This window comes from Pelagibius sp. Alg239-R121 (assembly GCF_947331435.1).
Classification (GTDB): domain Bacteria; phylum Pseudomonadota; class Alphaproteobacteria; order Kiloniellales; family Kiloniellaceae; genus Denitrobaculum.
The window spans coordinates 193,795-216,775 of record NZ_CAMZOF010000006.1 but is presented as its reverse complement, the minus strand read 5'-3'; the positions used below and the strand labels follow the sequence as shown (position 1 = coordinate 216,775).

General features: G+C 56.5%; 22 protein-coding genes. 15 read left to right on the top strand and 7 right to left on the bottom strand.

What is annotated here, in order from left to right; translation table 11 throughout:
* Window positions 1-68 precede the first annotated feature (68 nt).
* The gene (locus tag QMZ18_RS20035) at window positions 69-764 is read left to right on the top strand and encodes a fumarylacetoacetate hydrolase family protein (protein ID WP_282608125.1); all 696 of its coding nucleotides are present in this window, start codon (window positions 69-71) and stop codon (window positions 762-764) included.
* 44 nt (window positions 765-808) lie between these two features.
* Here the strand turns inward: QMZ18_RS20035 and QMZ18_RS20030 are convergent, their stop codons facing one another.
* Window positions 809-2,305: a cobyric acid synthase gene (locus tag QMZ18_RS20030; RefSeq protein WP_322097245.1), complete on the bottom strand. Its 1,497-nt coding sequence runs from the start codon at window positions 2,303-2,305 to the stop codon at window positions 809-811.
* Window positions 2,306-2,633: 328 nt separating this feature from the next.
* Between QMZ18_RS20030 and QMZ18_RS20025 the strand changes: the two genes are divergently transcribed.
* The 11 genes from QMZ18_RS20025 (at window position 2,634) to QMZ18_RS19975 (ending at window position 12,680) form a co-directional block, all read left to right on the top strand.
* Window positions 2,634-2,813, top strand: a complete 180-nt coding sequence (locus tag QMZ18_RS20025; RefSeq protein WP_282608124.1) for a Flp family type IVb pilin — start codon at window positions 2,634-2,636, stop codon at window positions 2,811-2,813.
* A gap of 112 nt (window positions 2,814-2,925) precedes the next feature.
* Window positions 2,926-3,423 carry a prepilin peptidase gene (locus QMZ18_RS20020; RefSeq protein WP_282608123.1) on the top strand — a complete coding sequence of 166 codons (498 nt, stop codon included), beginning with the start codon at window positions 2,926-2,928 and terminating at the stop codon, window positions 3,421-3,423.
* 9 nt (window positions 3,424-3,432) lie between these two features.
* Window positions 3,433-4,338 carry a Flp pilus assembly protein CpaB gene (gene cpaB, locus QMZ18_RS20015; protein ID WP_282608122.1) on the top strand — a complete coding sequence of 302 codons (906 nt, stop codon included), beginning with the start codon at window positions 3,433-3,435 and terminating at the stop codon, window positions 4,336-4,338.
* Window positions 4,335-5,723 carry a type II and III secretion system protein family protein gene (locus QMZ18_RS20010; protein ID WP_282608121.1) on the top strand — a complete coding sequence of 463 codons (1,389 nt, stop codon included), beginning with the start codon at window positions 4,335-4,337 and terminating at the stop codon, window positions 5,721-5,723. The genes cpaB and QMZ18_RS20010 overlap by 4 nt, the downstream gene beginning before the upstream one ends.
* A gap of 22 nt (window positions 5,724-5,745) precedes the next feature.
* Complete coding sequence (locus tag QMZ18_RS20005) at window positions 5,746-6,483, top strand: CpaD family pilus assembly lipoprotein (RefSeq protein WP_282608120.1); 738 nt, start codon at window positions 5,746-5,748, stop codon at window positions 6,481-6,483.
* Window positions 6,480-7,715 (top strand): P-loop NTPase, encoded by a 1,236-nt coding sequence (locus tag QMZ18_RS20000; RefSeq protein ID WP_282608119.1) that lies wholly within the window; start codon window positions 6,480-6,482, stop codon window positions 7,713-7,715. Before QMZ18_RS20005 ends, QMZ18_RS20000 begins: the two co-directional genes overlap by 4 nt.
* Window positions 7,716-7,720: 5 nt before the next feature.
* Window positions 7,721-9,463, top strand: a complete 1,743-nt coding sequence (locus tag QMZ18_RS19995) for a CpaF family protein (RefSeq protein WP_282608118.1) — start codon at window positions 7,721-7,723, stop codon at window positions 9,461-9,463.
* The gene (locus QMZ18_RS19990) at window positions 9,463-10,473 is read left to right on the top strand and encodes a type II secretion system F family protein (RefSeq protein ID WP_282608117.1); all 1,011 of its coding nucleotides are present in this window, start codon (window positions 9,463-9,465) and stop codon (window positions 10,471-10,473) included. Before QMZ18_RS19995 ends, QMZ18_RS19990 begins: the two co-directional genes overlap by 1 nt.
* Window positions 10,470-11,444 (top strand): type II secretion system F family protein, encoded by a 975-nt coding sequence (locus tag QMZ18_RS19985; RefSeq protein WP_282608116.1) that lies wholly within the window; start codon window positions 10,470-10,472, stop codon window positions 11,442-11,444. The genes QMZ18_RS19990 and QMZ18_RS19985 overlap by 4 nt, the downstream gene beginning before the upstream one ends.
* Before the next feature lie 104 nt (window positions 11,445-11,548).
* Window positions 11,549-12,049 (top strand): TadE/TadG family type IV pilus assembly protein, encoded by a 501-nt coding sequence (locus tag QMZ18_RS19980; protein WP_282608115.1) that lies wholly within the window; start codon window positions 11,549-11,551, stop codon window positions 12,047-12,049.
* A 94-nt stretch (window positions 12,050-12,143) separates the two neighbouring features.
* A complete protein-coding gene (locus QMZ18_RS19975; RefSeq protein WP_282608114.1) occupies window positions 12,144-12,680 on the top strand; it encodes a TadE/TadG family type IV pilus assembly protein in 537 nt (178 codons plus the stop codon).
* A gap of 73 nt (window positions 12,681-12,753) precedes the next feature.
* Here the strand turns inward: QMZ18_RS19975 and QMZ18_RS19970 are convergent, their stop codons facing one another.
* A complete protein-coding gene (locus tag QMZ18_RS19970; RefSeq protein ID WP_282608113.1) occupies window positions 12,754-14,445 on the bottom strand; it encodes a thiamine pyrophosphate-binding protein in 1,692 nt (563 codons plus the stop codon).
* Window positions 14,446-14,694: 249 nt separating this feature from the next.
* On the opposite strand from QMZ18_RS19970, the gene QMZ18_RS19965 reads away from it, so the two are divergent.
* Complete coding sequence (locus tag QMZ18_RS19965) at window positions 14,695-15,726, top strand: histone deacetylase family protein (protein ID WP_282608112.1); 1,032 nt, start codon at window positions 14,695-14,697, stop codon at window positions 15,724-15,726.
* Between the two features lie 8 nt (window positions 15,727-15,734).
* On the opposite strand, the gene QMZ18_RS19960 is transcribed toward QMZ18_RS19965, so the two are convergent.
* The 3 genes from QMZ18_RS19960 to QMZ18_RS19950 form a co-directional block, all read right to left on the bottom strand.
* A complete protein-coding gene (locus QMZ18_RS19960; protein WP_282608111.1) occupies window positions 15,735-16,361 on the bottom strand; it encodes a hypothetical protein in 627 nt (208 codons plus the stop codon).
* A gap of 370 nt (window positions 16,362-16,731) precedes the next feature.
* Window positions 16,732-17,571 (bottom strand): hypothetical protein, encoded by an 840-nt coding sequence (locus QMZ18_RS19955; RefSeq protein WP_282608110.1) that lies wholly within the window; start codon window positions 17,569-17,571, stop codon window positions 16,732-16,734.
* 74 nt (window positions 17,572-17,645) lie between these two features.
* Entirely contained in the window at window positions 17,646-18,374 is a 729-nt protein-coding gene (locus QMZ18_RS19950; RefSeq protein WP_282608109.1) for a hypothetical protein, read from the bottom strand.
* A 322-nt stretch (window positions 18,375-18,696) separates the two neighbouring features.
* Between QMZ18_RS19950 and QMZ18_RS19945 the strand changes: the two genes are divergently transcribed.
* Both QMZ18_RS19945 and QMZ18_RS19940 read left to right on the top strand, forming a co-directional pair.
* On the top strand, window positions 18,697-18,951 hold the full coding sequence (locus QMZ18_RS19945; protein ID WP_282608108.1) for a hypothetical protein: 255 nt from the start codon (window positions 18,697-18,699) through the stop codon (window positions 18,949-18,951).
* A gap of 110 nt (window positions 18,952-19,061) precedes the next feature.
* The gene (locus tag QMZ18_RS19940) at window positions 19,062-19,832 is read left to right on the top strand and encodes a GNAT family N-acetyltransferase (protein ID WP_282608107.1); all 771 of its coding nucleotides are present in this window, start codon (window positions 19,062-19,064) and stop codon (window positions 19,830-19,832) included.
* 83 nt (window positions 19,833-19,915) lie between these two features.
* On the opposite strand, the gene QMZ18_RS19935 is transcribed toward QMZ18_RS19940, so the two are convergent.
* Window positions 19,916-20,446, bottom strand: a complete 531-nt coding sequence (locus tag QMZ18_RS19935) for a thioesterase family protein (protein ID WP_282608106.1) — start codon at window positions 20,444-20,446, stop codon at window positions 19,916-19,918.
* Window positions 20,447-20,563: 117 nt separating this feature from the next.
* Window positions 20,564-22,924 carry an RND family transporter gene (locus tag QMZ18_RS19930; RefSeq protein ID WP_282608105.1) on the bottom strand — a complete coding sequence of 787 codons (2,361 nt, stop codon included), beginning with the start codon at window positions 22,922-22,924 and terminating at the stop codon, window positions 20,564-20,566.
* Between the last annotated feature and the right edge of the window lie 57 nt (window positions 22,925-22,981).

The window sequence follows — 22,981 nt, the reverse complement described above, 5'->3', positions numbered from 1 at the left end:
AAGACCGGCGTTAAAGAACAATACTGCCGCCCAAGGCACGACAGAGCGAGAAAGTCGCATCCCCCTCAATGGACTACCTTTTTCCGCCTGAACCCACCGTATCGGTCGGCATCGTCGGGCGCTCCGAACGCTTTCCCGTCAGACGGATCTACTGCGTCGGCCATAACTACGTCTCTCACATTTTGGAAACCGGGCGGGATCCGGATCGGGAATCGCCGTTCTTTTTCAACAAACCGAGCGACGGAATCGTGGGAGACAGAGAGTCCCTGCCCTATCCGCCCGCGACCGCCAGTCTGCATCACGAGGTCGAACTTGTGGTTGCGATTATGCAGGGCGGCTATGAGATTCCCCCGGAACAGGCGGAAGACCACATCTTTGGCTATGCTGTCGGCGTTGACTTAACACGACGGGACCTGCAGCAAGTCGCCGAGGACCGCAGTCTACCCTGGACAGCCGCCAAAGCCTTCGACCGCTCTGCACCCTGTGGTCTGCTGACCCCCAAAGGTGGCTGCCCGCAGATGAATGCAGGACAGATTGCACTCACCGTCAACGACCGCCCCCGCCAGGACGCCGATTTAGGGGAAATGATCTGGTCTGTTCCGGAGATCGTCTCTTATCTCTCCCGCATGTTCGAACTGAAGCCCGGAGACCTGGTCTTCACCGGGACGCCCTCAGGCGTCGGTTTTGTCCTGCCTGGCGACCGGATTGAAGCCACAATCGAGGGCCTCACACCCTTGCGCTTCTCAATCGAAGACGCCGACTGATCACAAGACCGGCTATGAGCCTCGCGCCGTTTACGTTGAGCTGATCAAGTTTTGGCGCGCGCGATTTCAAGGATTCGATCTAAATCAAGATGGGCTGACAAATGGTCGGCCAGGGCGTCCAGGGCATCCTCAACCCCTTGTTCGTAATTCAACCCTGATCCGCGGCGTTGCCGAAAGCGTGCCAGCAGGCTTTGCCGATAACCGTCGGCAGAGAAGATACCGTGCAGATAACAGCCGGCAACCCGCCCATCGGCAGATACAGCCCCGTCTCTTCCGCTTGCCAATTCAATCATGGCTGCATCGACGCCTGGACCCGCAGTGGTTCCGATATGCATTTCGTAGCCGCTGATGGCTTCACCGGTCGCGAGTTCAACGCCCTCTGCCGCCACCAGGGTCTTGTTCCCGGATAATTCTGTCTCCACCGCCAGCAGGCCTAGACCAGCTGCTTCGCCGGGTGCGCCTTCAATGCCCTGAGGATCGCTAATCCGGCGGCCAAGCATCTGATAACCGGCACAGAGACCAATGACCTGCCCGCCACGACGGCAATGCGCCATGAGGTCGATGTCCCACCCTTGCGCCCGCAGGAACGCAAGATCGGAAAGCGTGGCTTTCGATCCCGGGAGTACGATGAGATCGGCGTTAACAGGAAGCACCTGCCCGGGCTGCACAAACACAACAGAAACGTCGGGCTCTGCAATCAGAGGGTCGAAGTCGTCAAAATTCGAAATTCGCGGCAATACCGGTACAGCCACAATGATATCGCCGGAAGCGGCGGCTTTATCTGGTGCCGTTGAGAGTTGAACCGAGTCTTCGGCCGGTAACCGGCGCGCAGCTTCGCAATAGGGCACAATTCCTAGTGATGCGAACCCCGTCTGCGCGGTAATGATCTCCAGACCTTCGGAGAAGAGATTGGCATCCCCGCGGAACTTATTGATTACAAATCCCTTTATACGATTTCGTTCTGACTCTGGAAGAACCACTGCCGTCCCGACCAAACTGGCGATTACGCCTCCGCGGTCAATATCGCCAATCAGGATGATTGGCACGTCCGCGGCTTCCGCAAAGCCCATATTGGCGATATCGCCTGCGCGCAGGTTCACTTCCGAGGCGCTGCCCGCCCCTTCAACCAGGATCAGATCGCAATCTTCCCTCAGGCGCTCGAAGCTTTCCAGCACCGCAGGCATCAAACTTGGTTTCATCGCCCAGTATTCCCGGGCCTTGGCACTTCCAATGACCTTGCCCTGGACAACCACCTGCGCGCCCGTTTCGCTCTGCGGCTTTAAGAGAACCGGGTTCATATCCGTGTGCGGAGTCAAACCGCAGGCGCGGGCTTGAAGCGCCTGTGCGCGGCCTATTTCTCCGCCATCAACGGTCACGGCCGCATTATTCGACATGTTTTGCGGCTTAAAGGGCCGAACCTGTAGACCTGCCCGCGAAAAGGCGCGGGCAAGCCCTGCCACCAGCAACGACTTCCCAACGTCGGACCCCGTTCCCTGAAACATTATGGCCGCAGCTGCTTTCGGCACCGACGCCCCCGTCATTCCCAGAATTTCATACGCAAAGCGCGACCCTAAACGCCTTCTAATCATCAACGCAACAAGCGATAACCCCAGGCACAATTTCTCTGAAGTCGCCGTGTATTACACTTGATTACATCCTCTAAATCCCCAATTTTCCTGCAAAATATTAGAATATAAAATTTTAGACAAATTTTTCTCTATATTTATACTGTATTTATGCAAATAAATAGGTTTTTTTTCGTTGTTTAACAATAATTTACAGGTTTTTTTGCTTACCTATATTTACTTTTCTTTAATCACTTAAGGCCAATATCGTCATCAGGTTTTCTGCTAACTGGAGGTTCTAAGAATGTTTGGTACTGTAAAAGCGTTTTTCAACGACGAATCAGGTGCAACTGCGATTGAGTACGGCCTGATTGCCGCCTTGGTTTCGGTCGCCGCCATTGCCGCCCTGACCACGATGGGTGATGAGCTTCAGAACATGTTCGGCCGCGTCGGCACTGAGCTGAAGACTGCTTCTACGCCGTGATCCAGCTTCAGACGGGCCCGGCAACTGGTTTCGTCTGAACAATCTACAGAGAATGGGCCGAGGTGCGTAACGCCCCTCGGCCCTCTTTGCTCCGGGGACCAAATTAAATCCAATGTTCTACGATATTCTCAATGACACAACTGTCTGTATTTTCGCGCTGGTTGTAGCAGCCGCGGCCTACAGCGACGTGAAGAGCTTCACGCTCCCGAACGTCTACAGTCTGTCACTCATTATCCTGTATCCAGCATTTGTTCTGTCATCAGGCGGGGCGATCGATTGGGTTTCCGCGACAGGTATCGCAGCGGCTTCCCTGGTCGTGGGATTTGGTCTGTTTGCTTTAAAAATTTGCGGCGGCGGAGATGTCAAACTCTTCGCGGCAGTGTCGCTCTGGGCGGGTCCTGCCCTGTTTCTTGAATTCACTCTTCTGATGGCTCTCTCCGGCGGGTTGATCGCGATCGGCCTCTGGTTAACTCATCGAGCTTCTTTTCTGGTCCCATTTTTACCACAGGGATTAAGTTGCGATTCTGAAACTTTCGCAAAGAAACCAATGCCCTACGGTGTCGCCATTGCAGTCGGTGCCGTTTACGTAGCGTTCACACTGCTGAGATAGGCTAAAGCCATGTCGATACGAAACATACTCTTGATCGTTGGCGCCCTCTTCATGATTGGTGGCACGGCGTTCGTTGCCAAGAACTGGCTCGATGCCCAGCGCGCGCCTGCTCAAGTTTCAGCGGAAGCACCAATTCTGCCGGAGCCGGAACTCACCTACGTGTTGATTGCGAAAGTCGATATTCCTGTCGGCACCTTCCTTCAGGAAACCGACCTGGAATGGCAGGCCTGGCCGGATGACGGTATATCCGAGAGCTATCTGATCAAAGATGACTTCGACGAGACCACGTTGTTTGGGTCCGTCGCCCGCCAGCCTATCGTCGGTGGTGATCCGATGGTACTGGGACGCGTCGTCGCGCCGGGTGAGCGTGGATTTCTCGCCGCGGTCTTAAAACCGGGTTTTCGTGCTGTTTCGATCGAGGTCAACGAAACCTCAGGCATCGGCGGCTTCGTATTCCCTGGAGACCGGGTCGATCTGATCCTCAGCCATACGATTCAGGATTCGACCCTGGAAGATCGCAACGAGCGCCGGGCGAGCGAGACCATTTTGACCAATGTCCGTATCCTGGCGGTCGACCAAGTGACCAATAACGACAGCGAAAGCGAACCTACGGTCGCAGATACCGCAACGCTCGAGCTGACGCCGAAACAAGCCGAAATGATTGCCGCGGTACGTGGTTTGGGACAGCTGTCCTTGAGTCTACGCAGCCTTGCGAAAGACGAAGAAGAGCTCGAGCGTCTGGTAAATGGCGAGGATCCCATGAGCGAACCCGAGCCTGAATCCGGAAAAACCTATACCTGGGAGAGCGATGTTAGCGTCCTCGTACCTCGCCCGGGCGCCAATGATTTGAAGGTCGTGATTGCAAGGGGCAGTCAGGTCGAGGAACTCGACATCGAAGTGGTAGGGGCCCAATGAAGATTTTCCGCACATTCCTTTCAACGTTGCTTTTGCTGACGTTGGTGCTGCCGGTTGGTGCACGGGCCGATATCGTCGGCTACGCAGCACCGGCGACGGGTGAACCGATCGAACTTGAAGTCAACGAGGGTCAGCTTCTGCGTCTTGAAGAATCGGCGGTGTCCGTGTTCGTGGCCAACCCCGAGATCGCAAACGTCAACGTCAAGTCGCCGCAACTGATCTATGTCTTTGGACAGGCGACCGGCGAAACGACCCTCTTTGCCGTCGACAGCAATGACAATGTCATCGCAAACCTGACACTGAGTGTCAGTCATAACCTCAGCCGGCTGCGCACGGCATTGGATGCTGTCGCGCCACGTGCTCAGATCACGGCAGTTTCGATTGACGGCGGGATTATCCTTGGTGGCACCGCCAATACGGCGACTGAAGCAGCAAACGCCGTGCGGGTTACGACGCGCTTTGTGAACAATCCTGAAGAGATCATCAATCAAATCCAGGTCACGGCCCCCAATCAGATCAACCTGCGTGTAAGGGTTGCCGAGGTTTCGAAAGAAGTCCTTGAGCAGTTCGGTTTCGATTGGAGCGCAATTGCCGATGGTGCTTTTAACTTTGGCCTGTTCACCAACACCTCGCGAATTCTCGCCGACGCTTCGCCCAGTTTCTTCTCCGCTGCGGGGACGCCAGGTCCACTGGATCTGAATGTGCTGATCGACGCGCTCGCCGATGATGAGTTGGTGACGGTGCTTGCTGAACCCAACCTGACGGCCTTATCAGGCGAAACGGCCAGTTTCCTGGCTGGTGGTGAGTTCCCGGTGCCCGTTGGCGCTGAAACCAATGACGCCGGCGGCCGAGACATCACGATTGAGTTTAAAGAGTTCGGCGTCAGCCTTGCCTTTACGCCAACGCTGATCGGCGAAAACCTCATCAGCATGCGGGTGCGCCCCGAAGTCAGCCAGCTTTCACAAAACGGTGCCGTTACGATTGCCGATCTGGTTATCCCGGCCTTGGCGACACGCCGTGCGGAAACGACCGTCGAGCTCGGTTCGGGTCAGAGCTTTGCGATTGCCGGGCTGCTGCTCGACGATACCCAGCAGCTGACAAGTAAAGTGCCAGGTCTGGGTGACATCCCGATCCTCGGCCAACTCTTCACGAGTGACCGGTTCCAGCGCAGCGAAAGCGAATTGGTGATCATTGTCACTCCTTATCTGGTACGCCCGGTTTCGCAGCCACTGCCGCTGCCGACCGATGCATATGTCGAATCGAACCAGACTGACGGCACCGCTGCCCAGACGCAGGTTGGCGGCACGGCATCCAGTTTGACACTCCCAGCGACTTCGTCGTCGGCTGCAGAACTGCCGCGCCCCTTGGGCTTTATCCTTGAGTAGAGTGAGCGAGATGCAAAACCCAGTGCAAACGAAGCGATTTATTACGCCGGCACTCGTCGCAGCGAGCCTGCTTCTCAGTGCCTGCAACAATGGACAAGCGGAATTCACCGAGGCGGATGCATCGCAATTCGTCTACGACAGTACTGTTGGCGTTGTGGAAAACGCGTTCCTGACCGGCAACTGGCGCCAAATGGACTCCATTGCGGGACTGGAGACCCAGGCGGTCATGCAGGCCTACGCGGTGAAATTTCCTGTCGGCGCCTCGACGATCACCGAAAGCGAACGCAGCGACTTAATGAGCTTTCTGCGCAGTAAAGGCATTCGCAGAGATGACCGCATACAACTGGACGGTTTACGCGCGGAAGACAACCAGTATCTGCCGGAGACAGAGGAGCGGATTGAAGCCCTGCGGCTCGAGCTCGCCAACCTTGGGCTGAGAGCGTACGTCGCACAGAGGCCGATCACCATTCAGCGGGCACCGGATGAACGCATCGCAATCATTGTCACGCGCACACTCGTGGCCATGCCTGACTGCAGCAGCACCGCACCTGGACGGGGACAACGGCCGACTGCGCTAAGGGATTGCGCCAACAAGACCAATCTTGGGCTGATGGTCGCCAATCCGGCCGACCTGCAGCGCGGTTCACCTGGCGGGCCTAGAGACGGCACCGCTGCGGTTTTGGGTATCGAGCGTTATCGGGCAGGTGAAATCATTCCCCTCGACGAGATCCTCGCGACCAAGGAGGTTGAACAGGAATGAGTACGGCTGAAGACCTCTTCGCGTCGGAAGACGCCGAGCTTACGCCGCTCGCGGAATGTGCAGCTTTCGTAAGCGACGGCCAGACCCACGACGTCATCGACGCAGTGACCCGGCAGTTCTATGCCGAGACGGTCATCCGCGACGGCGGCAGCAACGAAGCGATGCAGTATCTGACTGAAGCACCGCTTCCGCGCGTCCTGATCGTCGACATCGGGGATTCTTCCTCACCCTTGACCGCAATGCTTTCCCTTACGGCTGCCTTTTCCGAGGAAACCCGTCTGGTCGGCATCGGGTCGATGAATGACATCAATCTTTATCGTGAGATGATCGGTGCCGGTATTTCGGACTATCTGGTCAAACCGATCACCGAGAAGGCCCTGATCGGTGTCCTCCAGCAAATCGAGGAGCCCGACGAAGAGCTTGAAGCACCCGCTGCCGACCCCGATGCTATTCAGAAAATCGTGGTCGTGGGGTCCAGAGGCGGATGCGGCGCATCGACTGTTGCGGTGAACCTCGCCTGGAGCATGGCCGAGCGCAAACAAAAGCGCACCGCGTTGATCGACCTGGACCTGGAATTCGGAACCATCGCTCTTTCGCTCGATCTGGAGCCGACACGGGGTCTGCGCGAGGCGCTTGAGAACCCATCCCGTATCGACAGCCTCTTCATCTCGAGCGCGACAGCCAAGCTGACGGAAAAGCTATCCGTCATGGCGACCGAAGAAACCGTAAATCACGAGATGCTGTTTGACCCGGCGGCGACAGGCGCGTTGTTCGATGCCCTGGGCCGTGAACATGACTGCATCGTCGTCGACTTGCCACGGTCCGCCGTCGGCATGCGGCAAGGCGTTTTCGAAGCTGCAACTCAGGTCGTTTTGGTGACCGAACTGACCTTGTCGGGTCTGCGTGACTCCATTCGTGTGCTCGCAGGTATCGAAGAGGCAAGTCCCAACTCAGTGGTGAAAGTCATCGCCAACCGCACCGGCGGCGCCGCACAGGCGATGCAGCTCGGTGATTTTCAGAAGGCACTTGGCCGAAAGGTCGACTTTCAGATCAGCGAAGACCGCAAAGCCTTCAATCTGGCTTCCAACACCGGTAAACCCCTGGTCCAGGCCGATAGCCGAAGCAAAGCGAGCAAGACGCTCACACGCACTGCCGACGTTCTGGACAACAGTAAGTCAACAAACACGGGCAAGAATAAGAAATCCTGGCGTGACTGGCTGAAGAAGAAATAACCTGTATGTCGATATTCGCACAGCGCCAGAATGCAAAACCCGGCAAGGCTCCCTCGCAAACGCGGGCGGATTTAGCGCCCTATGTCGAGCAGATGAAACCCAAGGTCGCGGAGGCTCTTCAAGGTCATGAAGTTTCTCAGCTTTCCCGCCCTGAACTTGGTCTTCGTCTTGGCCAACTGGTAAGCGCCGAACTCGAAAAACAGCCCAACGACCTCAATCTGCTGGAACGCCGGACGCTGCTGACTGAACTGATCAACTGGGTCAGTGCACAGCATCCCCGTTCCTCGGCATCAGCGTCAGCGGCATCCGCAGCCCAGACCCCTGCCCGACCGGCCGCCCAAGCACGACCGACCCCGGCACGCGCCACCTCTGCACCGGAACCACGGCAGCAGACAAGCGCGGACAAGCCGGTTGCACCGCAGTCTCCCGCTGAAGATCTGAACGATGTATTCAAGGTTGATGAACGTCGGCTTGAAACCAAAGTACCGATCACCGACACCGTGGAATCGGCGAAGGACGCCATTCACGCCAAGGTGATGGAGCGGCTCGACGTCTCCGCAGCTTCCCAATTGCCGCGCGAAGAACTGTCCAGTCAACTTGGTGAAATCGTTTCCGAGGTCCTCGCCGAAGAGAAAATCAGGCTGAACGGCCCTGAGCAGCTTGGTGTCGTCGAACTGATGTTGGCCGACATGCTGGGCCTTGGACCGCTCGAGCCCTTGCTTGCGGACGAAAAAGTCACCGACATCATGGTGAACGGTCCCTATCAAGTGTACGTCGAGAGAGGCGGAAAGCTCGAGTTATCGGATATTAAATTCCGTGACAACGATCACGTCGTGAACATATCACGGCGTATCGTCGCGCAGATCGGCCGGCGTGTCGACGAGACGACACCCCTGGTCGACGCCCGTCTGCTGGATGGCAGTCGTGTCAACATCATCATCCCGCCACTCGCCATCGACGGCGCATCAATTTCCATTCGTAAGTTTGCCAAAAAAGGCATCACGCTGGACGTGATGGCCCGGCAGGGAAACATATCCGACAAAATGGCGATGGTGCTGAAAATCGCCGCGCGCAGCCGCTTGAATATCCTGATATCAGGCGGTACCGGTTCCGGTAAAACCACCCTGCTGAACGCCCTGTCTCAGATGATCGACCCGGGCGAGCGGATCGTTACCATCGAGGATGCCGCCGAGCTGCAGCTACAGCAGCCCCATGTGGTTCGTTTGGAAACCCGGCCCGCCAATCTGGAGGGCGAGGGCGCAATCGACATGCGGGATTTGGTCAAGAACACACTGCGTATGCGTCCTGACCGGATTATCCTGGGTGAGGTTCGCGGCGCCGAAGCCGTGGATATGCTCCAGGCCATGAATACGGGTCATGACGGTTCACTGGGCACCGTCCACGCCAATAGACCGCGCGAAGGTCTGACGCGTCTTGAAAACATGATCGGTCTCGCGGGCATCAATCTGCCGGCAAAGGCGGTGCGTACCCAGATCGCCGATGCCGTTCACATGATCGTCCAGATTTCGCGTATGCGGGACGGCATGCGGCGGGTGACCCATATTACCGAGATCGTCGGGATGGAAGGCGACATCATCACGACCCAGGACCTCTATACCTTCGAATTCGAAGGCGAAGGACCTGACGGCAATCTGCAGGGCAGCTTCAAATCGTCCGGTCTTCGTCCCTTCTTTGCCACCAAGGCTGCCTACTTCGGCCTGGAGCAGCGACTGTTGGAGGCGATGTAATGGATTTGTCCCTTCTGAGCAGTGCCGATCCGACCACCACCCTGATACTGATGTCGCTGCCAATCTTGGGCGGTGTCATGCTGATCGCCGCTGCCTTTGCCGGAAACGGCGCGACACGGCAGTTTAAGCGGCGGATCGACAGGGTCAAAGGCGATCAGGGCGCAACACCCGCAATGGTACAGACCGTTGTCAGCGTGCGCCGCTCAACAACGGACAGTAAGTACGCCTTTATCGACCGGCTGATTAAGACAGCCCTGCCCCGCCCCGATCTCCTGCGCAACAGACTGGAACGCGCGGGCGTAAAACCTGCGTTGGGCCGTTATCTCATGATCAGCGCGATCAGTGGTCTGATCGCCTTCGCGTTCGCCAAAGTTTTTCTAGGTCTCCCAGGCATCGTTGCCGGCCTTTTCGGAATCTTCGGTACGATCGGTCTGCCGCACTTTGTATTGGGATACATGGCATCACGCCGGCAGTTGCAGTTCGTCACGCACTTTCCCGATGCAATCGACCTTATGGTCCGCGGTTTGAAAGCGGGTCTGCCAATCGCAGAATCCATCAAATCCGCAGGTCAGGAAATACCCGGACCGGTCGGTGAAGAGCTGACGCGGATTTTCGACGCAGTCAAAATCGGCACCAAGATTGATGACGCCCTGTGGGAAACAGCCGGCCGCCTGTCGATCCCCGAATTCAACTTCTTCACGGTCGCACTTTCAATCCAGACGGAAACCGGCGGTAACTTGGCCGAGACCCTGACAAACCTCTCGGACGTTCTGCGTAAGCGCAAACAGATGAAACTGAAGGTTAAGGCCATGTCGTCGGAAGCCAAGGCCAGTGCCTACATCATCGGCAGCCTGCCCTTCATCATGTTCCTGCTGCTGTACTTTATTAACCGCGAATACGTCATGACCCTGATACACGATCCGCGCGGCAATCTGATGCTCGCCGGCGGTTTCGCGATGTTCGCGATCGGTATCGGCACGATGTACAAGATGGTGAAATTCGAGATATGAGCGTAGAGCGCTACCTTCCAGCCGGCGTCACGATCGAAGACCTGATTATCGTCATGTCTGCGATCACCGTGCTGATCAGCTTTGCCGCGGTCTGGTCTTCGCTGCTGCACCGCGACCCCTCGCAGAAGCGTGCCAAGCTGATTGCCGAACAGCGCGAGGCACTGCGCGGCGGTATGCTGGCGCCGCGACGGCGGAAAGAACGCCTGAACTCCGCATCCTTCATGCGGCAGGTCGTCGATCGCATGCAGCTCATGAAGTCTGCGCAAGCCGGCAACATATCGGCGAAGCTGATGCGCGCGGGTTGGCGGTCAAAAGATGCAGTGGTGCGTTACCTCTTCTTCAAACTGGCCCTCCCCGTTGTATTGGGTGGCCTTGCCATCCTCGTGTTTTACGGCTTCAACAGCTATGGCCTTTCTGCCAGCATGAAACTCGTGGCCTGCGTCGCCACCGTCGGCATCAGCGCCTACCTGCCGGACACGATCATCAAGAACGCCGCACAAAAACGCCAGGAATCGATCCGTAAGTCCCTGCCAGACGGCCTCGACCTCATGGTGATTTGTTCAGAAGCCGGTCTGAGCCTCGACGCAACCCTGAACCGGGTTTCGCAGGAAATGGCGGGGTCGGCACCTGAGCTCGCCGATGAAATGAGCCTGACCGGTCTGGAACTTGGATTTCTTCCGGAGCGCCGGGCCGCCCTCGACAATCTTGCGCAGCGGACCGACCTTCAGATGCTCCGCAGCCTGGTGAATACACTCATTCAAGCCGAGCGTTACGGTACGCCTTTATCGCAGTCATTGCGGGTCATGAGTTCCGAATCCCGTGAAGAGCGGTTGCTTAAGGCAGAGGAAAAAGCAGCCCGGCTCCCCGCTATGATGACTGTCCCGATGATCATGTTCATTTTGCCGCCTCTGTTCGTTGTGCTGCTGGGGCCGGCAATCGTGAACACCATCGATGCCCTGAGCACGATGTAGAAGGCACTGCGTAAGCGGATGCCGGCTGACAGTTCTATCGGACAATGCCAGAGGAGGAAGCGGTATCTCCTGTCCAAGTCAAACATGACCAAGGATCGAGACTGATGTCTATTATGCCGCAGACCAAACAGCTCATTCATCAATTCACGCGTGCCAGAGACGGCATCGCCGCGGCGGAGTTCGCACTGATACTCCCGGCGTTTCTCCTGATGCTATTCGGCACCCTGGAAGTCGCGATGGTGATGTTTACCCTCTCCCTGGCCGAGGGCGGCCTTCGCGAAGCCGCCCGTTTCGGTGTTACCGGCCAGGAGCCGGATCCTGCAAAAAGGCAGGAGAAGATTCTCGAAATCGTTGAGCAGCATACGCACGGCCTGATCGAGATCTCCGACGCGAACGTCACGATGACCGTCTACCCCGACTTCACGGGTGATGACACCGGTCCGGGCACGCCAGGTGCAGGTGATGCAAATGACGTCGTGTTCTACCGACTCGACTACGAATGGGAGTTCATGACACCTGTCTTTGCTGTATTCGGCGGTCCGGATGGAAACCTTCCGATGTCGGCAACCGTTGCCGTGCGCAATGAACCTTATTCCGAAGAGTAAGGAGACCATCATGAAGAAATTACAGTTTAATCGTTTGCGGTGCTGGACCTGGTCTCGTCTTCGGTCGTTATCGTCGAACGAAAGAGGCTCTACCATGGTGGAGTTTGCTGTGGTGACACCAATTATTCTGCTGACCCTGCTTGGTGCCTTCGACGCGGCACGTTACATGCTGTTGAACCAAAAGCTGGATCGGGCGGCAGCGACAATGTCGGACCTCGTGTCCCGCCCATCCAACATCTCGGCAGCCGAAATTAATCAGCTCATGGACGCCGCGGTCGAAGTGGTATTGCCATTCGATCTGGCGACAAGTGGCGGTGTCATCGTCAGTTCGGTTTATAAAAACCCGGGTGACTCGGCTGAGGTTACCTGGCAGATCACAGGCGGTGGTCCATTGACTCCGGCAAGTGCCGTCGGCGGTGTCGGCGATACCGCGTCGATGCCATCGGGTTTCCTTGTCCGCGACAACGAGAATATCATCACGGCCGAAGTCTACTTCGACTACGAACCCATTTTTCTCGACGTGCTCAAGAACTTGGTCGGTGCGGGCCAGCTCCTGCCGGAAGGTGTAATAGTCCAGACCGCTTACCGGCAACCGCGCCTGGGGGATCTGAGCAGCTTGGCGACTCCTTAGAAAAGAAGCCGCGCCGAGACTACGGAAGCGAGTAAACCACTCGTGCTCCAGCGCCGGAATGCCACAACAGTGTCTAGCTGCCTGCCGCTGCCTTCGCCGCCGCTCTGATTTCCGAAAGGGTTGCCTTTGGCGTAATCGCTTCCGGATCGATCCGGACTTCTATGACCGTCGGACCATCGGCGGCCATCGCGCGTTCGAAAGCAGGCGCAAACTCGTCTGTCTGCTCGACCAGTTCACCGTTAGCACCGAACGCGCGCGCATAAGCGGCGAAATCCGGATTGACGAGCTCAGTGCCGCTGACACGCTCCGGATAAGCCCGCTCCTGATGCATTCGGATCGTCCCGTACATGCCGTTGTTGATCACCAGAATGATGATCTTCAGGCCATATTGGACAGCGGTTGCGAGCTCCTGTCCGTGCATCATAAAACATCCGTCGCCGGCGAAACAAACCACGGTTCGCTCAGGAAAGACGGACTTGGCTGCCACAGCTGCCGGCGCTCCGTACCCCATCGACCCGGAGGTCGGCGCAAGCTGTGTCGGAAAGCTGCGGTACTGATAGAACCTGTGGACCCAGGTCGTGTAGTTCCCCGCTCCGTTGGTGATGATGGAATCTTCAGGCAGGCGGTCGCGCAACCAGCCCATGATGTCGCCCATCTGAAGGTCGCCCGGTATCTTCGGCGTCTGAATGAATTCCAGATAGTCGCTGCGCGCAGTCGCAACCAACTGTCTGCGCGCATCGTCCAATGCGCTGGGGCCTGTAAGTGATGCCGCCGCTGCAGCGAACGCCTTGACCCCCGAATTGATCGCCAGTTCGGCCTGATAAACCCGCCCGAGTTCCTCAGCACCGGCGTGAACATGCACAAGCGGTTGCTTGGGGCGCGGCGAATCAAAAAGACTGTAGCCGCCGGTCGTCATCTCGCCCAAACGGGCACCGACCACCAGGACCAGGTCGGAGTTTTTAGCCCGCTCAGAGAGCTTGGGATTGATTCCGATACCGACATCGCCCGCGTAATTCGGATGACTGTTATCGAAATAGTCCTGGCATCGGAACGAGGCCGCGGCCGGCAGACCATGTGTCTGCGCAAAGCTCTGGATGTTCCGGCAGGCCTCTGCATCCCAAGAAGTACCTCCCAGAATCATCAATGGACTCTTTGCCGCCGCAAGGAGACTGCCAAGACGATCCATGTCGGATGCACTGGGATGAGCCTCGACACTGTTATAGGGTGCCGCGTCCGCAGCGCCGGTCAGGTCGCGAAGCATGTCTTCCGGCAAGGCAAGAACGACGGGCCCCGGGCGTCCAGAGGTGGCCGTCGCGAAGGCACGTGCCAGGTATTCAGGGATACGGTCCGCGTCATCGATCTGAGCCACCCACTTGGCCATCTGGCCAAACATGCGTCGATAGTCGATTTCCTGAAAAGCCTCACGCTCGATCATGTCTCGGCCGACCTGGCCAATGAAGAGAATCATCGGCGTTGAATCCTGGTAGGCAATGTGCACGCCGGCACTTGCGCTGGTGGCGCCCGGCCCGCGCGTCACGAAGCACAGACCCGGCCGGCCGGTCAGCTTGCCATAGGCGTCCGCCATCATGGCAGCTCCGCCCTCTTGCCGGCAGATCCGGAATGAAATCTCAGGCACGTCGTAGAGCGCATCGAGAACCGCCAAGTAGCTTTCGCCGGGCACGCCGAACGCCATATCCGCACCATGTATCCGGAGCTGATCGACCAGAATCCGGCCACCCGTCCGCATATTCCCCTGAGATGTCATGCTGAGTATCTTTCGTGATTTGAAGCCATGACTTCATAGCCCAGATGTGATGTGGACAGCAATCGCGGAGCGACGTCTGTTAAGGACGGCAGTGTGGATTATCCCACAAACACCGCTTGGCACACCCCTGCCCGCTTTCTAGAGTGAGATCGCATTTGATTGAATCGATCAAGAAGGTAAGTCGCCATCTGACCGCACGATCAGGCTCCATGCTTGCATCAACTCAAATCCTGCCCAAGGTGACCCGCGATGAAATTCGTCTTCAGCCCAATCCAGAGTGAACATTATCCGGCGCATTTTCTCTCCAGCGGCGCGACCAAACCCAATCCGGAAACCCCGGAACGCGCCGACATTTTACTGGAGGCCGGCCGGGCATCAGGCTTCAAGATCACTGAGCCCGTCAACTACGGATTGGCGCCCGCGGCTGCTATTCATACGCCCGAGTACCTGAAATTTCTGCAAGGCATATACGACCGCTGGCGTCAGATCGAAGGAGCCTCCGAAGAAGTCATACCCAACGTCCATCCGAATGGGCGGCCCCATGGAATCGCCATGGGTTATCCGGCCTCCGCCGTCGGACAAGCGGGCTACCACATGGCCGACACCGCCTGTCCCATTTCAGAAACGACCTGGCGATCGGTCATGGCATCGATGAACACGGCCGTTCATGCCACCCGACAACTTGAGGACGGCGCGCGGGCTGCCTACGCACTCTGCCGCCCGCCGGGCCATCACGCCTTTGCCGATATGGCTGGCGGCTTCTGCTACCTGAACAATTCAGCGATCGCCGCCCAGGAATTAAGGCAGGATCATGAGCGCGTTGTCATCCTGGATGTGGATCTTCACCACGGCAACGGAACACAGGGCATCTTCTATCGTCGGGACGATGTCCTGACGATCTCGATCCATGCCGATCCCGAACACTTCTATCCCTTCTATTGGGGTTACGCGAGCGAGCGCGGCGAAGGGGCTGGAATAGGCTACAATCTCAATTTCCCACTGGACCGGGGTTCGGGAGACCAGCCGTTCCTGGCTGCACTCGATAGCGCCTGCACACAGATCGATGCCTTTGCGCCGTCCGCTCTGGTTGTCGCCCTGGGGCTCGATGCCCACGAAAGCGACCCCTTTGCCGGCTTGGCCGTCACGACCGAGGGCTTTGGCGAAATCGGCAAGGTCATAGGCAGGCTGGCACTGCCAAGTGTCATCGTGCAGGAGGGCGGCTACGCGAACCCCGCGTTGGGCAGTAATCTGGTGAGCTTCCTTGAGGGCTTTTCCGCTTAATCTTAATCTCAGGAAAGGTTGAAATAGGTCTTGATGCCCCTTGGGTCGAACCCATTAGGTTCTTCGTCGCTTCTACCACCCGACCAGTGAATTAATCCAAATTCGCCTTTGTTCCTGAACTCGACCGCAACATCAGTCGTGCCCATATTTGTGATGTAAACCGACATTTTTTCGACTGGAAATCCGGAATTCAGGATTTTTTCAATTGTCGTCCCTGTCCCTGTTCTGAAGTTTGCGATAACGAGCGAATAGCAAAGATTCGGATTCACGGTTAGCGAAAAATCTTTGAATTTTTCACCTGAGTCGCACCAGTCCCAGTTTCCTCCTGACAGGTGGGCGAAGAATGCCCGGCTCCAACAGTTTCCATTGCCAGCATTCATTTGCAATTCTGCAACGCAGACCGTAACGCAGTTGTCCATGTGGAAGGTTTTAATCCCGCCACCTGGCAGCTGCCCTGGATTACCGACCCATGGAGCTTTAGGGTTTTTAAAGTCGTTGACCATCGGAGAGACGAAAAAGTTCTTATGGTCTTGCGCGAAACAGATAGGACCATCGGAGGGCGTAAAAGGGAGTGCTAAACCAGCACGTCCTAAAATGACTTTGCCTTCCACTTTTGCACGGTACAAACCAGGCACCAAACGACTCCAATCATTACTCAATATGGCAAAGTTGGAACGTACTTACAGAATTAAAGAGAGTGCTCGCTCTACTAGTATTAGTAGATGAAAATCACGTTGATGTACATAAAACGAGAGAAGCCAGCCAAAACTGACTTCAATTGCGCCCCGTCTTTGCCCCTGCTAAGCGCCTTTGCCCACGGAGCGTCAAAACTCTCAACGTTCTTCTGATTGGTGCACTATGTCACCTTCTCAGGGCGATTAGCCGTCCTAGAACCAGTGAAGGGTGATGCACGCAAGACAATTTGCTGCTCTTGAATTTTTCTTGGGCTTCAACAGAAATATCAGAGACGTGAAAAGGAGAGTTTGAGGCCCCTGAATTCAGACCTCATGAAGCGAAGTCAAATTCGCGCAGATTGCAATATCCCCCAACCCTGTGCCGAAGGTCATGCAGAGGGTGAACCTCGGGCTGCAGGGCAATATCCCACATCCACTCGCGATCCGGCGCGGGCAGCGCAACCCCAAAAAGCGCGTCTTCCCGGTCGATCTCATGACCCGCTCCATCACAGATCGACCGCTCCAGGTCGGTAATCAAACACACCTGATCTGTGTGTGCTTTTAACCAGTGAAGGTGATTGACGATCAGGCCTTGTGAGAAGGCCTTCCGATCTGCGTCCGTGTAGGCCGGGCATCGCTTTTCGAGAAAGGCGCTCGGCATCAACGGCAGTTGTGATAGAAGATTTACGGAAACGAGAAAATCGATGGGACCACAGCTCAAACTTTGTTCCAGAGACTGCGGTTCTGTCTGTGGAAGTTCGGTTTGCCGCCCTTGCGCACCTCGTCCAAGTTTTTCCAGTGAAACCAAAGATTCGCACAGCCCTGTGACATCCAGATCGTGAAAGCGAACGTTGGGATATCGTAAGCCCCGGCGCTTGACCCAGGGGAGATGCAGAATATCGACAAGCTCGATCTGCTCAAAATCTCTCGAGAGTTCGGCGAGAGGAATATCGAGGAGAGACCCCGAGCCCAGGATCACAGCGCGCCGGTTGCCGCTTGCCCCGGCAGCACTCTCCAAGATGAAAGACTTCGTGCTTTCGAGATGCGGGCGCCAGGCGTCCTCGCAACGCCGGTAGCGTGCGTGGGTCGCAATAATCTGTTGAGGATATCCAAGTGCGCGCAGGTGCCTCGGACATGGCGTGGTCAGATATCGGAACCACTCGGCGAGCATTCAGAGCCTTTCAGGCCGCGCCAATAACCGTAAACTGAAGGAACGCCATGCTTTGTGTCCAGGTGATTTGCGGTTCAGGGATAATCGCAGCGATCGCCGGAAATAATAACGAAGCCACGTGGACCTTCAGTCAGGCTGAAGCGGTACTCCGAATCATTGACCACGACCGAGTGATGCAGCGGGAGCTTGCCGCTTTCCTCGATTGCCTTGCCGCCGATAATGGTGAAATTCACCTTCACCGGCTGAGCCGCGTCGTACCAGGCCTCGACATTACCGGCCGGATCTTTTGCGGACGCACCTTTGGCAGTGATCGTGATCGCAGACTTCGCAAAAGAAACCGAGTCGTTTGCTCCGCTGTAGAGGTCAGTCCCGACAAAGAACCGCTTAGTCACCGGCGCGTTGTCACAGCTGCGCTCATTCTGTGCCGAACCGATCAGGAACCGCAGACGGTTCATATCCACGCCGTTGCTGAGCTTGCCACTTGCAAGGTCCAGCACCTCTTTCAGCGCGCCGGTCGGGACATCTGATTCGTACTTTTTTTGCCAATCGTTAGCGGAGAGTTTCGCCGTATTCAGTTGGGCTTTGAGATCAGTGACCGTCTGATTGACAGCAGCGAGTTCTCCGGTCAGCTTCGAGGTCTTCTCTTGCTCGGCAACCAAATCGCGCTGTGCAATATCGGACCCCGTGAAATAGGCCTTCACTCCCAGCGCGCCGATTACGGCCAAAGCCACCAACCACTTGATAACACCCCACCAAAACTGGCGGCGGCGCTTCGCTCTACGTTCGTGCAACCCAAGCGACATCGACTGCTAACTCTTTCCAACTTCCGTGCGTGTTAGGTTCAGTGAATTCAGAAAATTCTCTAACCTATTGTTTTTTATCTACATTTTATGGTTTACTAATTATTATTACCATCCCTTTGTCGTGCCTGCAAGCGCGTGTCTCAAGAACATGAATCAGCCCCTAGTCTAAAGAATAAGAGGCTGAATCAAGTTTCCCCCGGATTCAAAGTGAAAACGATCAGACTCCGGCCATCTCGGTAAGATAGCCAAACACAATGATTCGGCATAAGCTTCGAGTGATCGCAAACCACTGCCCATCCTTCAACTACTCCGATTGCAAATTATGGCTGAAGACGAACCCGTTGATCGCGAAGCCCTCCTCCGCCAGCTTGCCGAATTACGAGAGTCGATTGATCCCGAAATTCTGAAGCAGGTACAGCAGAAGGTCGACAATCCGGAGTCGGAACCCTACGACAAAAAGGCCGCGCGCAAGGTCATAGAGCAGTTTTTGCTGGCACGTACCGACAACGGCGCCTTTGCAAAACGTCTTATGGACGAATTGGCCAGAACTCAAGACGACGATGAACAGGCGGAATGATCGGACAGGTTTGGCCAATCACGCAATTCTCTTTGAATGATCTGAGCGGCCTTCGGCAACTTTCGTTGGCTCAGAATTGGCCTCACAGTTCAGAGGACTGGCTAACGATTTTGCGTTCGGGCAACGTCTTCGGTCATCGGGCTGACTCGGGCGAAATCGTCTCTAGCGCAGCTGTCATTCCCTATGGAGATTCCGGCAGCGTTCAATCGGCGGCTCTAGGTATGGTAATTGTCGACAGCAAAGCGCGCCGTCGGGGCCTGGGCGAAGCCTTAGTCAGAGAAGCCATCCGCTGGGCCTCCAACAGCCAGCCGCCCGTTCCACTTTCCTTGATTGCCACTCTGATCGGCTTACCACTCTATGAGAAGCTTGGGTTTCGAACTGTCGAGACCCTGCACAAATTCGTCGCGCCTACGAACGTTCCAACTTCGGCCGTCACCTCCCACGCAAACGATCGCAGGTTGGCGCCTCTGGATGAGCGTTTGACGAATACCGTTATCGATCTCGATGCAGCAGCCTTTGGCTATCGGCGCGACTGCCTTCTCGGCCATAGGATCGACCAGGCAAAAACCGGTTGCGTTCTGTTCGAAGGCGCAGCCGCCACAGGCTATGGGCTTCTGGTCAGACAGGGTGAACTTGCCGTCCTGGGTCCAATCATCGCCCCCAATGACGATGCTGCCCTGGCCATAGTGGCGGCTTTAACGGCAAACAGCGACGGGCCCTTCCGGATCGACCTCCCAGCCCGCCAGAAGTCTCTCTTTCCAGTCCTTGAATCCCTGGGGTTCGAAGAAGACGACAAGCCGCCGATTATGCTTCGGGGAGTTAAAGAAACGGCTGCCCGTCCAAAGCATTATTATGCGATCGCTGCCCAAGCCTTCGCTTAAAACGGCGGTATCGTCCACACACCTTCTCCGACCTGGTGGCCCCTCTAGACAATCTCTATGGAGCATTTCAATGCGCCTTGGTGTTAGCCATCTGCGCCGGATCGCAACCATTCCTCAGTGCCGCGCCAAGCCGTAACCTCCGGCGACAGCAGTGGCTTGGGTCCCATGTAGCCGACAAGCGGGAGCATCTCCTCTATCGTCAGGCTTTTGCCATTGGCGACGATACCGGCCTTTACCAACGCGGAAGCCGCCAATTTTCCATCACTGCGAAACTGCTGAAGGAAATATACGAAGCGCTCGTCCCACCCGAGGATACGGCTGTGCAGGCTGTAAAGTTGAAAGGGTGCCAAGGACCGGCGGTAGTTGATCACCTGTGACGCAACGACAGGCATCCAGCGGTTCTTAATCGCGATTCCCGTCAGACCGCTGCGCTGCATCAGATCGAACCGGCCCAGATCCATGATCGTGAGGTATCGGCCGTTATTCATATGCAGATTAAAATCGAGGTCGTTGGGTAGAACCCGGAACGACACCACGGATTCATCGAGAAAGCCCACCTTGGACCGGAACAATCCGGCCAGGAGAACGCGAAACAGGCGAAATATAAGATTCATCTTCGTGCTTGTTATCCAGAGTGCGATCGTTCCCGACTGAAATGCTCAGGAACTTGGAGTCACCCTCTTATGAGTTGGTCAAAGTCTCGTGCGCCGAGTTTGTTGACGAAATCGCAATCAGGCGCCGCGCTTACGGCGCAGAAAGGAGTAAACGACAAAGGCCAGTGACGGGAGCAGCAGCAGAGCGCCCAGCATGTTGGCCAAGAACATGAAGGCCAGCAGGACGCCCATATCAGCCTGGAACTTCAGTGCTGAAAACGCCCAGGTGCTGACGCTGATCGCCAATGTCAGCCCGGTCACCAGCACCGCATTGCCGGTGACTCTCAAAGTTTCTTCATAGGCATCGTGCAGACCGAGACCGCCTTCGTTCAGCAGCGTGCGAAAGCGGCTGAAAATGTAGATGCCATAGTCAACACCGATACCGACACCCAGTGCCGCGACCGGCAAGGTGGAGACTTTCAGGCCGATCCCCAGCAGACTCATCACCGCATAACCGAGCACAGACACTAAACTGAGCGGCAATACGATGCAGAGGGTCGCGCGCCAGGATCTGAATGTCGCAAAACACAGCACGATAATGGCTGCATAAATCCACAACAGCATCTCGGTCTGCGCGGCCTGCACCACCTCGTTTGTCGCGGCCATGACTCCGACATTGCCGGTGGCCAAGCGGAAGGTATGGCGGTCGCTGTTGTTCTCTTCCGCAAAAGCCTTCACGGCCTCGATCACCCGGGCAATCGTCTCTGCCTTATGGTCTTCGGTGAAGATCAAGACCGGCAGGACGCTGCAGTCCTTATTCAGCAGACCGGTCGAGGTCTCGATGGAGGAAACCGCCTGCACCATGGTTTGCGGGTTTCTGGGCAGAATCCGCCACTTCAAATTGCCTTCGTTCCAACCCGCGTTGATGACTTTGGCCACCTGCGGCATGGATATGGTCGACTGCACGCCCGGCACGTTCGCCATCTGCCATTGGAAGCGGTCAATGCGGTCCATGATGTCATGTTCGATACAGCCGTCGGGAACGGTCTCTACAATAGTGGTGATGACATCCACGCCAATTGAGAAGCGTTCAGTGATAACGGCTGTATCCCGATTGTATCGCGAATCCTGCCGGAGCTCGGGAACGCCCGCATGAATATCGCCGATCTTTAGATTTGGCGCTTCGTAAAGCCCCCAGGCCAGCAGCAGCAGGGCGCAGACGATACTGCCAAGGGCGACTTTTGGATCGGCAACCTTGGCCAGAAGACGCCAGAGAGGCTCACGGCGTTTGGCCCCTTCATGCATGCGTTTGCGGTAGCTGTCGCCCAGGGTGACGTACGACAGGAGGATCGGCAGCAAGATCAGGTTGGTCAGGATGATCACCATGACGCCCAGGCTGGCGGTGACCGCTAGTTCCTGGATGATCCGGATTTCGATCAGCAGGATTGTCAGAAAGCCGATGGTATCGCTCAGCAAGGCCACACCGCCAGGCAGGAGAAGCCGGCGGAATGCCGTGCGGGAGGCGCTGAGATTATCCGCACCATCGAACACCTCGGCCCCCACGGCATTGATCATCTGTACACCGTGTGACACGCCGATCGCGAACACCAGGAACGGAACCAGGATCGACATGGGATCCAGACCGAACCCGAAAAGGGTCAAGAGTCCCATGTTCCATACGACAGCCACCAGGGAGCAGAATAGCGGCAGCAGGGTCATCCTGAGCGAATGGGTGAAGAGATAAACGATTGCCGCGGTGATCACGAAGGCGATGCCGAAAAAGAGGATCACGCCAAGCGCGCCGTTGGCGATATCCCCAACCGCCTTGGCGAAGCCGATGATATGAACATCGACATCTTCATCGACGTATTTATCTCGGATCCGGGCTTCAAGCTGTTCTGCAACCTTCAGGTAATCCAGCCGCTGTCCTGTTGCCGGGTCTATTTCGACCAATTGTGCCGAAACCATCGCAGTGCTGAAGTCGTTGGCGACAAGCCGCCCCACAACCCCGGACTTCAATATGTTCTCACGCACTTCGGCCAGGTATTCCGGTGTCGGCTTGAACTCCGCGGGAATGACATTGCCGCCCGAGAACCCGCCTTCGACAATCTCGATAAAGCGTACATTCGGCGTGTAGATGGAGCGCACCGTGCTGCGGTTCACGCCTGGCAGGAAGAACACTTCGTCCGTGACCGCTTTCATCGCGGAGAAAAAAGCGGGCGTAAAAATGTCGCCGTCCTTGGCCCTGACCGCGATCAACAGCCGGTTGGCACCGCCGAATTCCTCTTTATGCTGGATGAAGGTCTGCATATAGGGATGGCGCAGCGGCAGCTGTTTTTCGAAGCCTGCGTCGATACGCAGCAGAGATGTCTGATAGCCCATGAAGAGCGTCGCGAGCAGAAAGAATCCCAAAATGATCTTCCTGTGCCCGAAGATCAGCTCTTCGATCTTTGCGAGCAGCGGTGATCTGGCGCTGGCCGGCGCTTTAGCGTCAGACATGCTCATCATGCCTTTCTTCGAATGGGCATCGTCTCACAGGTCGGGACGTCAAACTTG